General features: G+C 65.7%; 17 protein-coding genes. 16 read left to right on the plus strand and 1 reads right to left on the minus strand.

Translation table 11 applies throughout. The features are described from left to right. Position 1 precedes the first annotated feature (1 nt). The 15 genes from P2T62_RS16540 (at position 2) to P2T62_RS16610 (ending at position 10,427) form a co-directional block, all read left to right on the plus strand. Positions 2–463, plus strand: a complete 462-nt coding sequence (locus tag P2T62_RS16540) for a hypothetical protein (RefSeq protein WP_276258120.1) — start codon at positions 2–4, stop codon at positions 461–463. A 51-nt stretch (positions 464–514) separates the two neighbouring features. Then, positions 515–865 (plus strand): hypothetical protein, encoded by a 351-nt coding sequence (locus P2T62_RS16545; RefSeq protein WP_276258121.1) that lies wholly within the window; start codon positions 515–517, stop codon positions 863–865. Further along, positions 858–1,325, plus strand: coding sequence for a hypothetical protein (locus P2T62_RS16550; RefSeq protein WP_276258122.1), 468 nt, complete (start codon positions 858–860; stop codon positions 1,323–1,325). The genes P2T62_RS16545 and P2T62_RS16550 overlap by 8 nt, the downstream gene beginning before the upstream one ends. Then, complete coding sequence (locus P2T62_RS16555; RefSeq protein ID WP_276258123.1) at positions 1,322–1,618, plus strand: hypothetical protein; 297 nt, start codon at positions 1,322–1,324, stop codon at positions 1,616–1,618. The genes P2T62_RS16550 and P2T62_RS16555 overlap by 4 nt, the downstream gene beginning before the upstream one ends. Positions 1,619–1,691: 73 nt before the next feature. Then, entirely contained in the window at positions 1,692–2,111 is a 420-nt protein-coding gene (locus P2T62_RS16560) for a hypothetical protein (protein ID WP_276258124.1), read from the plus strand. Next, positions 2,101–2,472: a hypothetical protein gene (locus tag P2T62_RS16565; RefSeq protein WP_276258125.1), complete on the plus strand. Its 372-nt coding sequence runs from the start codon at positions 2,101–2,103 to the stop codon at positions 2,470–2,472. The genes P2T62_RS16560 and P2T62_RS16565 overlap by 11 nt, the downstream gene beginning before the upstream one ends. Further along, the gene (locus P2T62_RS16570; protein WP_276258126.1) at positions 2,462–2,776 is read left to right on the plus strand and encodes a hypothetical protein; all 315 of its coding nucleotides are present in this window, start codon (positions 2,462–2,464) and stop codon (positions 2,774–2,776) included. The genes P2T62_RS16565 and P2T62_RS16570 overlap by 11 nt, the downstream gene beginning before the upstream one ends. After that, a complete protein-coding gene (locus tag P2T62_RS16575; RefSeq protein ID WP_276258127.1) occupies positions 2,773–3,333 on the plus strand; it encodes a hypothetical protein in 561 nt (186 codons plus the stop codon). The genes P2T62_RS16570 and P2T62_RS16575 overlap by 4 nt, the downstream gene beginning before the upstream one ends. Continuing rightward, positions 3,333–3,476, plus strand: a complete 144-nt coding sequence (locus P2T62_RS16580) for a hypothetical protein (protein WP_276258128.1) — start codon at positions 3,333–3,335, stop codon at positions 3,474–3,476. The genes P2T62_RS16575 and P2T62_RS16580 overlap by 1 nt, the downstream gene beginning before the upstream one ends. A gap of 2 nt (positions 3,477–3,478) precedes the next feature. Next, positions 3,479–5,359: a hypothetical protein gene (locus P2T62_RS16585; protein WP_276258129.1), complete on the plus strand. Its 1,881-nt coding sequence runs from the start codon at positions 3,479–3,481 to the stop codon at positions 5,357–5,359. Next, positions 5,352–6,071: a hypothetical protein gene (locus P2T62_RS16590; RefSeq protein WP_276258130.1), complete on the plus strand. Its 720-nt coding sequence runs from the start codon at positions 5,352–5,354 to the stop codon at positions 6,069–6,071. The genes P2T62_RS16585 and P2T62_RS16590 overlap by 8 nt, the downstream gene beginning before the upstream one ends. Position 6,072: 1 nt before the next feature. After that, entirely contained in the window at positions 6,073–7,401 is a 1,329-nt protein-coding gene (locus P2T62_RS16595) for a hypothetical protein (RefSeq protein ID WP_276258131.1), read from the plus strand. 117 nt (positions 7,402–7,518) lie between these two features. Beyond that, positions 7,519–7,809: a hypothetical protein gene (locus P2T62_RS16600; protein ID WP_276258132.1), complete on the plus strand. Its 291-nt coding sequence runs from the start codon at positions 7,519–7,521 to the stop codon at positions 7,807–7,809. A gap of 4 nt (positions 7,810–7,813) precedes the next feature. Continuing rightward, positions 7,814–10,288, plus strand: coding sequence for a carboxypeptidase-like regulatory domain-containing protein (locus P2T62_RS16605; RefSeq protein WP_276258133.1), 2,475 nt, complete (start codon positions 7,814–7,816; stop codon positions 10,286–10,288). 4 nt (positions 10,289–10,292) lie between these two features. Continuing rightward, a complete protein-coding gene (locus P2T62_RS16610; protein WP_276258134.1) occupies positions 10,293–10,427 on the plus strand; it encodes a hypothetical protein in 135 nt (44 codons plus the stop codon). A 227-nt stretch (positions 10,428–10,654) separates the two neighbouring features. On the opposite strand, the gene P2T62_RS16615 is transcribed toward P2T62_RS16610, so the two are convergent. Continuing rightward, on the minus strand, positions 10,655–11,260 hold the full coding sequence (locus tag P2T62_RS16615; RefSeq protein WP_276258135.1) for a hypothetical protein: 606 nt from the start codon (positions 11,258–11,260) through the stop codon (positions 10,655–10,657). A gap of 327 nt (positions 11,261–11,587) precedes the next feature. Between P2T62_RS16615 and P2T62_RS16620 the strand changes: the two genes are divergently transcribed. Next, positions 11,588–11,962, plus strand: coding sequence for a hypothetical protein (locus P2T62_RS16620; RefSeq protein ID WP_276258136.1), 375 nt, complete (start codon positions 11,588–11,590; stop codon positions 11,960–11,962). Positions 11,963–12,058 lie beyond the last annotated feature (96 nt).

Genomic DNA, 12,058 nt, shown 5'->3' on the forward strand with positions numbered 1-12,058 from the left:
GATGAGCGCGTCCGGTGCGGGTGGCCCCCGAGTCCGGCGGCTGTTCGACCGGGCGAAGAACGCCGGCTCCATCGGCGGCGTCATCTTCCAGGGCCTGAGCGCGGTGCTGCTGGCCATCGGCACTGTACTCGCGAGCGGCGTGTTCACGCTGGCGGATATCTTCATCAAGCCGGCGCAGTCGTTCGCAACCGAGTCGGCTGGCCTGGTCGAGTCGTTCCTCGGCTCGTTCGGCATCGTCATCGACTTCGGCGCCATCGCGAGCGCTCGGTCCATCGGCCCAGGCGGGCTCTTCGCGAGCCCGTTGTCGCTCCCCATCGCGTTCGCCATCATCGGGCTGTCCGCCTACGTGATCATCGCCATCACCAGCGAGGAGGAGACGACGAACTTCTTCCCGCTGATCGGGAGCGGCTTCAACCTCCCGACGCCGGGCTTCACCGACGCCGAAGAAGAGGAGGAGGGCTGACGATGCCGGGCCGAACCACTCACGGCGAGGTGCGGCCGGGGGTGGTCCGGCGTGGTTAGCCTCAGCGACTTCCTCACGACCGGCCCGGACGGCTTCACGACGCCAGACTTCGGCCGCCTTACCCAGGTCGGCATCGGCGCGACGTTCGGGGCGCTGTTCACCGGCCTGACGAGCCTCGTGTTCGGCGTCTTCGACATCCCGATTGCGCTGCTGGGCGGCCTCGGCGATTTCCTCACGAGCGTCGTCGCGGTCGTCGTCGGACTGCCGGGTGTCCTCGTCAGGGAGGGCTTCCTCGCGACGTGGATGTTCGTCTACGAGGCAGGCCCGGCTGGCCTCCCCGTCGCGCTGGGAATCGGGCTGACGGCCGTCTTCGTCTTCAGGTGGGTGGTCAGCCGTGCCTGAGGACGATGGCGGCATCCCGCTCTTCCCGACCGGCGGCGGAACGGCAGCCCGGAGCGCCCAGTTCGCGAGCGAGACGGCGGACTTCCTCCGGCGATTCGCGAGCAACCCGGCGGCGCTGGTCATCAGCGTCGTCTCGGGGTTCGTCGTGAGCGTCGTGCTGGGGTTCTTCGAGTTCCTGATCGGCGCCGTGCTGTACCCGTTCGACCTGCTGGTCGGCGGTCTCAACTGGCTGCAGCGCCAGCTCGTGCTCGCGTTCGCGTTCGTCGGGTTCGACATCCTCGGCACACTGCGTGGGGTCCAGGAGTCGCTGGCCGTCGCCGTTGAGGCAGCCGGCCCGGCCGGTCCAGTCGTCGCTGCGGGCGCCGTCGGACTGGCGCTGTTCGTTCTGTATCGAGTCACCGTGGCCGGGCTGGAGTTCATCCCGGGCGGCAGCAGCATCATGGCACTTCTCGGACGATGACACTGACAACACAAGCACGAGAGGCCTTCGCTCACCCACTCACGCAGCTCTCGGCGCTGGTGAGTCTGCTGGGCGCGTGGGGATTCGGCTGGTTCGAGCCGGCCTGGACGTTCATCTCGGCGACCTCCAGCTACTGGTTCCCGGCCATCGCGGTCTCGGCGGGCGAGATCCTCCCCCGACTCGGCTACGGCGAAATCGCCGGGCCACTGCTGCTCGGGGCGGCCATCGCGTTCGTCACCGTCCAGCTGGACCGGCTGAAGGACCGTGCGGTATCCTGGTACAACAACCGATGAGACACATCACACACACTCAGACGGAGGAATCGCCGGCCGCGCTGAGCGGCCGAACTACCGGAGGTGGCGCCTGATGGCGGAGCTGTTCGGCTTCCAGGTGCCCGGAGCGGTGACGCTGTTCATCATCGTCTTCGGTGGGTCGTTCCTGCTGCTGGCGGGCCGCTACATCGCGGCGTACCTGAACGCGCCGGAGTCGAGCGACGACCGGTTCGAGTGGGCGACCAACCGGACGGCCCGGTGGCTGGGGATGATCTTCGGCGGCCTGCTGGCGACGGCGGCCGTGGCGATCACCCAGGGCGTGGACATCGTCGCGATGGGCACGCAGTTCATCGGGATGCACCCGTTCGTCGTCTCGAACCTCGCCGGCATCGGCCTCGGCGCCGGCGTGCTCTCGGGGAACATCCAGCTGACGACCGACCAGTACGTCGGTCTCGCGCTGATGGCCGTCTTCGGCACGTACCTTCTCTCGGAGGTGTACGGCGTTGACGGGTGAGTACGGCAGCCTCACGGAGTACATCAGTGCCTACCAGCGGTACAGCGGTGGGCCACCGATTCCAGACGAAGCGGCTGAACGTCGTGGCGAGACCCGCAAGACGAAGGCGTACATCCCCGTGGCGCTGGCGGCGCTGGTGCTGGCTGCGATTCCACCAGCACTCCTGGTCGGTCCGACGGCGAGTCTGTCGAACCCTGGCCTCACGGTGCCGTACATGGCCTGTACGCTGGGTATCGCCTGGATGCTGATGGATATGCTGGGCGGCGCGGTCCTCGACTGGTACGAGGACGTGCCCCGACGCGGGCTCGACCGCGTCGACGCCGAGTACGGTCTCGCGGAGGTGAGCACCGATGCCGTTTGACCAGCTCCCAGCGGTCGTCGACGGCGCACGCTACGGTGTCGCACTGGTCACGACGGGCGTGCTGCTGCTGTACACCTACCGGCGTGTCGTCGCCGGCAGCGACGAGGACCCGAGCATCGCGCTCTCCTACGGGGGTCGACAGGGCTACGTCTCGTTCCTCGTGACGGGCGTGGCGGCCGCGGCGTTCGTCGCCGGCGGCTGGATACTGTCGCTCTCGCCGGAGATCATGGAGCAGCCAGCGCTGGCGCTAATCCCGCTCGCGCTGGTCGTCGGCATCGGCATCGTGGAGGTGCGTGAGTCGTGATTCACGGCTCGTTCGACGAGCGTGAGACGCGGTCAGCGGTCGAGCAGGATGCAGCCGAGCGGACGCTGGACCGCGACTGGACGCTGCTGGAGGCGCTGATGGAGACGAAGCAGCTCGGTCTCCTCGTGTTCATGCTCGTTCTCATCGGGGTGCTGGTGTACGCCGGCGCACGAATGGCGGCGACGGGCGACCCGCTGGTCGGCGTCGGGCTCGCCGGCGCGAGCCTCGTCGGAGGCGGGCTGCTTCTGGACTCGGTGCTCTGTGTCCAGACGCCCGCGCACGTCCACGAGTGTCGCAAGTGCCGCCGAGAGACGGACCGCTGGCGTGGACCCACCCGAGACGACCAGTGGGTCACCTCGCTCGTCGGGCAGCCCTCAGCGGCCGACAGGACGCCCTCGGCGACACGCTACGAACGGGAAGCCGAACCGCGGGCCTGGGCTGGCGAGGCGGAACCCGCAGTCCGGAAGCTATCCAAGCCGCGGTCGGTCGCCGCTGACCCACCATCGAGCGTCGATGGCGGTCAACCGCGCCCGTCCTCGGGAGGTGCTGGCGACTGATGGCGACCTTCGTCAAGGTCGATATGCGCGCCGTCGCCGTTCTCCTCATCGGCGGCGCCGTGCTGGCGGCGGTCGTCGTCGCCCCGGACGCCGTGACCGGTCTCGTCAACGACATCCTCGGCGCCATCCCGGAGGGGATCTGAACGTGCGGGCACGCGTCGCTGCGGCGCTGGCCGCCCTCGCGCTCGTGGCGTCGGTCGTTCCGGCGGTCGCCGTCGCTGTCCCGCAGCAGGACGGCACGCCGACCACGACACCGACGCCAGCGACAGGTACCCCAACCCCGGGCGCGAACCAGTCGAGCACGCCTGCGGCCTGGATGTCGGCGTCGCTCGATCAGTCGCCGACGCCAACAGCGACGCCGACCCCGACGGCAACCCCCACCACGACGGCGACGGCGACCGCAACGCCGGCGCCGGCCCAGTCCAGCTCCGGCAGCGCTGCGGCGGAGCCCGACGGCCCGACCATCGAGGAGCTCTCCCGCGGCGGCCAGCCGGTCGCGGCGGACGCACAGAGCCTGCGCCTCGCCGAGGACCGCTTCTGGTGGCTCATCGCGTGGCCGGCCGGATCGAGCGGCGCCCCGGACAACTCGAACTGGAAGTACGTCGGCGCGCAGGGGATGCAGACGGTCAAGAAGAACGAGGTCTACCTCCGGACGTTCGCGCTGGATTCGGGCGAGACGGACCTGAAGATCGCCTACTGGGAGCCGAAGACGCGCACGGTCCAGCGAGGCAACTCGACCGATACCGTCCGCTATGCGGCCAACGTGAGCGTTCACACGCAGACGCTGGACTACCAGCGCGGCCGGCCGACCATCGAGGTCCCGCTCCAGCGCCACGAGAACCCGGTTCGCGTGACGATGTGGCTGGCCGACAACCCGGAGACGCGGTGGGTCTTCGGCCACCACTCGGTCGCGACCACCCAGTCGGCGGGCATCGACTCGGAGGGCGACTACCTCCAGTCTGTCATCTTCGACTTCGGCTGGTTGCTCCTGGTCGGCCTCATCACCGGCGGGTGGTCCATCCGGAAGGCGATGGCCATCGCCGGCGTGGGACCGCAGTGGGGCTACTTCCCGTGGGTCCTGGGCTGGTCGCTCACGACCGGCATCGCGCTGTTCATCGACTACAGCGGCATCGCGAACTTCGTCGTCGCGAATCCGTGGGCGATATCGCTGTGGGTGCTCGTGCTGGCGTGGCTGATCATGCTGGAGACCTTCCAGCAGAACGTCGACAAGGTCCGCTTCGTCCAGCCGAAGGTCGAGGACGCCAAGTCGCCGCGGGGCGAGTCGGTCGTCGGCCGCATCGGCGAGTCCGAGACGACGAAGCGGGTCGTCAAGCTCCCGGACGGCGGCCACGCGGTCGTCGGCAAGGGGCCGCTGCGGTTCCTCTCTCGGCTGTTCGGACAGCCGGCGACGTTCTACAACTACGACGAGCGGGCGGCGATGGTCGAGGTCGACGAAGGCTCCGTCGACGAGAAGATCTACATCGACCCCGACGCCGAGGAGGTCCTCGACATCGAGCCGGAGGGCTTCACCTTCGCGTGGAAGCGGGCGGTCCCGAAGACGACCGACGAGGGCGAGACGGTCCTCGACGAGGATGGCGAGCCGGTCACGGAGTCGGCCTGGAACGTCGACCGCATCCTCGTCAGCTGTGCCGGCGCCGCGGCGGTCGGTGCGCTGGCGGGACTCGCACTGAGCCCGCTCGTCGGCGTCGGCGCGCTCGCGACGGCGCTGCTCGTCGGGATGCTCGGGCCGAAACACGACGCCTACGCACGAGCGGACTTCGCGCCGGCGCATCTCGATAGCGTCCACGCGTCGATGGTCGCCATGCGGCAGGGGACCGAGGACGCGAAGACGTTCGAGGAGATGGAGCAGAAGCTCGGCGAGGCCAGCGTCCAGCCCATCAAGCAGGCGATGAGCCTGATGCGGGGCTACTCGGCCGGCGTCAACGGCGAGATGCACGAGGTCTACGAGGAGTTCCAGGACACCGACCCGAACACGAGTGACGAGGAGGTGCCGGCCGATGACTGAGAGTCGTCGCCCAGCGCTACGGAAGCTCGCCGCTGACCAGCGGACGCTCGTCGAGGACCTCCACGCCGGGTTCGAGACCCGCGAGGATGTGCTCCTCTGGCTCCAGCGCGTGGCTGTGCGGTCGCTGGGATACATCCCGGACGAGTGGTTCCAGGCAGTCGCGCTGCGCCCAGATGTCCTAGACGATCTCGTCGGCGACAGTGACATCGAACAGTTCCGCCGCGGCCAGCTCGGCGACGTGGTGCTGCACCGCGCGTTCCGGACCGCGTTCCATCGCGTTCGCGAGCGCGTCCACGAGTACACGGACTCGGAAAAGGGCGAGCAGCGCGAGGGGACGCCGGACCCTGAGCGGCAGAAGTTCATCGCGATGCGCCCGGAGCTGTCGGCGACGGACCGGGCCCAGCACGAGGCGCTGGTCGATCTCTTCGAGGGCTTCTCGGACCGCGAGGCCATCCGGCTGTGGGTCCACGACCTTCGCCCGGCGACCGAGGGCAACCTGCCGGCGTCGTTCCTGGAGTACTGCTGCTACACGCCGATGGGATACGACCCACTGGTCGCCCCACCGGACGATGGTCCGGCCCGGACCGCCCGCGAGAACCTCGCGGCGACGGTGCTACTGCCGGCGATGAACCGCGGCATCCGCACACTGCAGTCGGGCGCTGAGGAGACGGTCGAGACCGTGACCGACAGCCACGAGCCTCTCTCTACCTGATATGAGTCAGACACGACAACGCACACGACTGGACGGCACCGCCGGTAAGAGCGACGTTCGCGAGTGGATTCGCGAGGAGTTTCAGGCTCACACGTCCTCGAAGCAGGCGTACTACCACGACTCCGGCGGCTCGTTCGGCCTCGACGCGCAGCGGAATCGCCACCACGACGGCGAGTCCATCTACCAGCACTTCGGCGCGAAGCCGTTCTGGAAGGTCCTCGAGAAGATCGAGGCGTCGAACCACCCGGCCTACCGCTACCCGAGCGCGTACCTGAACGCGCTTATCCACGTCTCGGACGCGGATATCTGGGCACTGGAGCGTGGCGACCTCGACCGGTTCTCCGATGAACCCGAGACCCGCCAGCGGGTGATGGAGTGGCTCGCGAAGCCCGAGAACCGCGACATCCTGGACGCGATGGACGACGGCGGTATCGGGTGGCACGCCCACTCGAAGCCAGGGAAGGGCAAGACGAGCGCGGCGAACTTCCTGTGCGGCGCCCGGATGACGGAGATCAACAACGAGACCGTCCTCTGGCAGCTGACGCTCGACGAGTGCGAGATCCTCCCGCTGGCCCCCTACGTCACGCTGGCGATGCCGGCCGGTGTCGACGTGCGGCTCATGGCAGTGCCGAGGGACGATTCGCTCCCGCGGGTCGAGATCGACCCGACCGATGTCTTCCGTGACACGCTCACGTACACGGACCCGGTCGACCTGCTGGAACAGACCTGTCCAGGCGCCATCTACGGCGTGCTGCCGGACCCGAAGTTCCGTGGGTGCGAGGAGCTGGTCGAGGCCTCGTTCACCTCGGCGTGGCAGGCCGAGGACACCGAGGAGAACACGGGCCTCGTCGAGTGGATGCACGGGCTCGTCCACGCCCGAGCGAAGAAGGACGTGACGCTGCACCCGACGACGGCGGTCATCGACGAGGCGGGCGACATGCTGCCGATTCGCCCGGAGAACGATGCCAACGACACGAAGACGAAGGTGAAGGGCTTCGCGGAGGCCTACGGCAAGGCTCGAAAGAAGAACTTCTCGTGCGTCTTCATGTCGCACTCCCTGACTACGTTCGAGGAGACGGTCAGGGAGAAAGAGCGCCTCTGGATGACGATGCCGGAGACGCCTACGCCGAGTGGGCGCCTGACCGGACTGCCGGATAGCGTCCCGATCAAGGGCAACTACGCCAGTCGCCTCTCGAAGGGGCAGGCGGTCATCTGGAACTCGATGAACTTCGTCGACATCCAGTGGCCGAACCCGTACCGGACCTACGGGTTCGAGGGCGAGATCTCCATCTCCTACCCGGAACGCGAGGTGGCGCTCCGTGATATCTGAGCGCAGCACCACCCCCGGATTTTCACCGGCGACCGGGGCTGCGTCGTCTCGGCGCGCTGACACGCCCCGTACGCGCGCGTGTTTAACCTGCAAGCGCGAGGGGGGTGGTCAGTCGTGGTGATTTTCGAGCTCGTCGAGGCCGTGCTGGGCTTCCTCGCCGAGCACGTCGGCGTCGAGCTCGGCGTGTCGATCAGCGCGCTGGCGCTGGTCATCGTCGGCATCTGGTACGGGCGGGAACTGTCGACGCTGCTCGTCGGCGCGGCGCGGTGGGTTCGCATCGGAAGCGTGGTCGTCGGCGTGGTCGCTCTCGTGGTCATCGGCGGCGTCACGACGGGTGCGCTCTCGCTGGACAGCGGGGTCGTGGCACAGCTGCTGGAACTGCTCGGTTCGGTAGCGGAGGGTCTCTGAAACGATGAACGAGACACATCACACGGACGACGGCGGAGGCATCGTCGAGGACAAACTGCGGCTGGCGGAGCTGGCGGGCCATCTCGGCTCGTGGCTCGCGGTCGTGACGACGATGGTGATGGTCGGCGCGGCGGCGGCCCGCGAGGTGAATCCGGTCAGCGCGTTCGTCATCGAGCACGCCTCGATGGAGACGTGGGCGGTCGGGACGCCGCTGCTGGTGTTCGCGGGTTTCACCATGCTGCGGTACGCCCGCGCTCGTAACGAGGCGCCGGACGATCTCCTGAAGACGCACCACCTCGGCGGCCTTCTCGCGAGCGGCCTCCTCGCGGACGGGCTGCTGAACTGTTACGCGGTCGCGACCGCGGGCCTGCCCGAGACGCTTCGTTGGTCCGTGATCGCGGGCGAGGCGGCGGCCGTGGGCGTGCTCGCGCTCGTCCTGATCGTGCGACCGGACCCGCGACCGCTCGTCTCGGCGGGTCGAGATGTCACCAGTCGGCTGTCGGCTGTTGAGGCGCGGAGCGTGGCGCTGGCGCTGATGGTGGTCACGTCGATGTTCGTCGGTGCTGTGTCAATCTCCCTGGGACCTCTCCCTGCTGCGGATCGCGCGTCTGCTGCGGGAACCGTTGTTGACGATTTCGAGGACGGTTCGATTTCAGATTGGACTAAGGTGATTAACGGGCAGGCCTTCTCGGCAAGTCAGAATCGAGCTTATGAAGGGTCTTATTCGATGTTACATGATGGCTCGGATAACGGCGGTGGTGCGCGGATCACGAAAGACCTGAGTTCTGCAAATCCATCTAGTGCTTCTGCATGGGTCTACTACGCAAATTATTCGAGTTCAACACGAACATCGGCATTTAAATTGCGAAGCAGTAGCGGAAGTGTCGCAACCCGCGTAGAAGTCAAGGAATCGGACGGGAGTCTTTTTGTAGATTCGACGGATACCGGATTCGATATACCTCAAAATGAGTGGGTACGGTGGAAGTATAAAAATATTGATTACAATTCCGATACCTACACGGTAATAATACTGGACGCTGACGGAAATGAGATTTACAACCAAACCGGCGTTGGCTTCGTAAATAGCGTTAGTGTAGAGCAATTCGCTGTTCTCGGAGGAAGTGGTGGCTATCAATATTGGGATTTCTTCGCAGTTGACGGGGCTGCTGTCGGCCAGCCCGTCTCTGGGACTATCTCCACGGCCGACGGCTCCGGGATCAATGGCGGGACTGTGGAATTGCTGGACTCCTCGGACTCCGTGATCTCCACGACGACGACCAACAGCAGCGGATACTACCAGTTCGATGCTGTCTCTGACGCAACGGATTACCAAATTCGCGCTTCGGCGTCGGGTTACCAGAACAAGACCTCGGATAGCTTCGATGTTGCCGGCGCCCCGCGAACTGTCGACCTGAAACTCTTCGAGAGCGGAACCTTCGTCCGCGAGTTCCAGCTCGACGAGGCCGCGAAGCAGACCTACCCGCCTTCGCTGTCGCGGCTGGAGGTCTACCGTTTCGACCGTGCTATCGAGTTCCCGCTGCCCGGCGGCACGACGTTCAAGGCCGGCCCTGGCACCTGGAAGGAGATCTCCGACAAGGACATCAACGCCTACGGGAAGGCGAGCGTCCGCCTGGAGGACGGCACGCCCTACCGCGTCGAGGTCGTCGCGACCAGCGGTGACCGCTCGACACGCTGGGGCTCGCTGGGCTGGCGGGCGAACAAGTCGGCGCCGGACCCGTACCTGATCAGCGTCGGCGACCAGGATGTGACGGCCACGCCGACCGCGACCGGCACGGCGACCTCGCCGACGGCCACGCCCGTCGCGACGGACGGCGGGACCAGCGGAGGAGGCGTGTCAGGGCCCGATTACCCTGGCCTGAATCCGCCGTGTGACCCCTTCGACCGGGACAACGACGGGAACCTCCAGGAGTGCCCCGACGGCGACGAGACCGACGGGCCCGGCTCGACCGTGACGTACACCGCGTCGGACGGGTTCGGGCCGCGCATCGCCGGGGAGTGTGTCCTCACGGACGGCACGACCGGGCTCCTCATCGAGTACTGGGACCCGTCCTACGAGACGACGAGCCTCACGTTCAACGTCTCGCACGAGAACAGCTCGTACAGCGGGGATCGGCAGTTCGACACGGCCGCGGGCTACGCGACGTGGTGCGTGGCCGACGCCGTGACCGGAAACGCCTCGGACGCGGCCGACGGCGCGCTCACGGGCAACTACACGGCCAACGGCACGACGTTCAACTACACCGAGTCGCTCCAGCAGTCGTCGCTGCTGGGCGGGCCGCTCGGCGGCGGTGGCGGCTCTGGCGCGGGCGGGGCGACGCCCGGGCAGCAGGTCGTCGGCATCGGCCTGTCGGCTGGCGTGGGCTACCTGCTCGTCCGGCGCTTCACCGACTTCCGCATCAGTTCGGCGCTCTCGGGGGCGGTCTCCCGGGCCCGGTCGCTCGTGGGTGGTGGCTCGTGAGGAGATGACCGTCGACGCGATTCTCGCGACGGTCGCCGAGCTGGGTGAGCACCACGCGCTGCTGGAGATCGTCGAGCGAGACGGCGTGGACATCGTCCGGTGTCTCCGGTGTGGGCACGCGGTGGTGGTCGGGCCGTGACGGGGCGCGGTGTGAACACAGCTCCTGGAACCGAATCCAGAACCGGATGCAACCCACCCGTCACGATGCTGTCGACCAACTGGAACCCGATAGAACTGGTGAAACCCTCACTCTGCGATATGTTTCAGCGATCTTGCTGAATACAGTGCGCGAGTCGGTCACGACAGAGGGTCATTGGCGCGGGCGCGAATTAGCTGAGACAGTCATCGAATATCACTAAGCCCGATTTATGTGTCCTGATCCGAGCCTTGTCTGAGTTCAACGCCGAGCAACTCACGAAAATGATTCTCCAGTTCGCGCTTCAACTCTGGAACGGTATCATCGTCGATCTTCTCCCAATCTTCTACCCATACATCCATCCGTTCTATCGGATCAAATGCTGACGTTCCCTGCTCATGAACTCGATAAATAGCGAAATCATCAAATACTTCTTTGAATTCGCCAAGCATTTCCTCGGTGGTTTCACACACGTCTGGCGGGAGATAGACCCGATTCTTCTCATAGTATTCTCGAAACGACTCGCCAGAGTCAGCTGCTTGCTTGATCTTTTCATGTTGGGGGATTTCTCCCGTCCCTTGAAAGGGTTTCACAAGCGACCGCATGTCTTCCTCGAAGTCAACCATTTTTGTAAATAATTCACCGACAACTTCTCCCCGTTTTGTATGTAGGTCAGAAAACCGGATCTTCTCCTTTTCCAACTCAGTTTGATACTGTTGTAGTTGCTTATCGAAATACTGGGTGATGGCACTTTTCGCAATAAAATATAGAAGTCCGGCTCCAACTGAAAGAAAACCCAAGTCACGAATGAGGTTAATCCACTCCCCGATGGCCATGCCGGTCCAATCCTTCCCTCTAACTTAATTTTATGGTGTGATGCCTCTAACTACCTTTACCCATCTCAATAATCTGCTTTGGATTCTGCTGACTACACTCTCTGTATCGGTCACGCCGATTTTGTCAGCCTGTGAGGGTCTCGACGGCGTCCCGCTCGCGGCCGCCCCGTTCGGCGTTGACGCCGTCGCGGTGCTGACACGGCGCCATGCCACTGCGCTGGGGAGTCCGTGAGGAGCCTTCCGAGACCTCCACTCGGGACGGGCGTAGAAACCGCCGCGATAGAAGCGTTCAATCTGTGTCAGCGTCCTCGTACCTCCTGAATATCCATGGTCTGGAACCTCCTCACCCTCATCGTCGCCTATCTTATCGCGTGCGCTGGGGCCTACGCGCTCCACGAAGCTGCCCACTACGTCGTCCACGCGCGATATGCCGAGACGGTATCGCTCACCATCGCGTGGCCGGCGCCCTCCGTGACCGCCACGTACGGCCTCGACGGCTCGCCGACCGTGGCGCGACTGGGCTCGGTCGCCCCCACGGTCGTCTTCGCGCCGCTCGTGGGGCTGGGCATCTACCTCTACATGACCTTCTACCCGATTCCGACCCTCTCGCCGACGGTCTGGACGATGGTCGCGGTGCCGCTGCTCATCCTCGTCTACCCGACGGCCGACGACCGGCACGGGTACTGGTACGGCTTGCAGTAGCGGCTCTGTGGCGAGAGCGTGCGCTGCCGCCGTGAATGGTCGTGTCTCCTACACAGAAAGGGGTGGTTCTACCCCCACTCTGAGGATAAAAACTAG

The sequence above is a fragment of the Haloglomus litoreum genome (assembly GCF_029338515.1).
Taxonomy (GTDB): Archaea; Halobacteriota; Halobacteria; order Halobacteriales; family Haloarculaceae; genus Haloglomus; species Haloglomus litoreum.

Excerpts from the sequence above, each read along its gene's own strand:
- P2T62_RS16540 (WP_276258120.1), top strand. The coding sequence starts at position 2 with ATGAGCGCGTCCGGTGCGGGTGGCCCCCGAGTCCGGCGGCTGTTCGAC.
- P2T62_RS16615 (WP_276258135.1), bottom strand. The coding sequence starts at position 11,260 with ATGGCCATCGGGGAGTGGATTAACCTCATTCGTGACTTGGGTTTTCTT.
- P2T62_RS16605 (WP_276258133.1), top strand. The coding sequence starts at position 7,814 with ATGAACGAGACACATCACACGGACGACGGCGGAGGCATCGTCGAGGAC.
- P2T62_RS16580 (WP_276258128.1), top strand. The coding sequence starts at position 3,333 with ATGGCGACCTTCGTCAAGGTCGATATGCGCGCCGTCGCCGTTCTCCTC.
- P2T62_RS16610 (WP_276258134.1), top strand. The coding sequence starts at position 10,293 with ATGACCGTCGACGCGATTCTCGCGACGGTCGCCGAGCTGGGTGAGCAC.
- P2T62_RS16595 (WP_276258131.1), top strand. The coding sequence starts at position 6,073 with ATGAGTCAGACACGACAACGCACACGACTGGACGGCACCGCCGGTAAG.
- P2T62_RS16620 (WP_276258136.1), top strand. The coding sequence starts at position 11,588 with ATGGTCTGGAACCTCCTCACCCTCATCGTCGCCTATCTTATCGCGTGC.
- P2T62_RS16590 (WP_276258130.1), top strand. The coding sequence starts at position 5,352 with ATGACTGAGAGTCGTCGCCCAGCGCTACGGAAGCTCGCCGCTGACCAG.
- P2T62_RS16555 (WP_276258123.1), top strand. The coding sequence starts at position 1,322 with ATGACACTGACAACACAAGCACGAGAGGCCTTCGCTCACCCACTCACG.
- P2T62_RS16560 (WP_276258124.1), top strand. The coding sequence starts at position 1,692 with ATGGCGGAGCTGTTCGGCTTCCAGGTGCCCGGAGCGGTGACGCTGTTC.
- P2T62_RS16570 (WP_276258126.1), top strand. The coding sequence starts at position 2,462 with ATGCCGTTTGACCAGCTCCCAGCGGTCGTCGACGGCGCACGCTACGGT.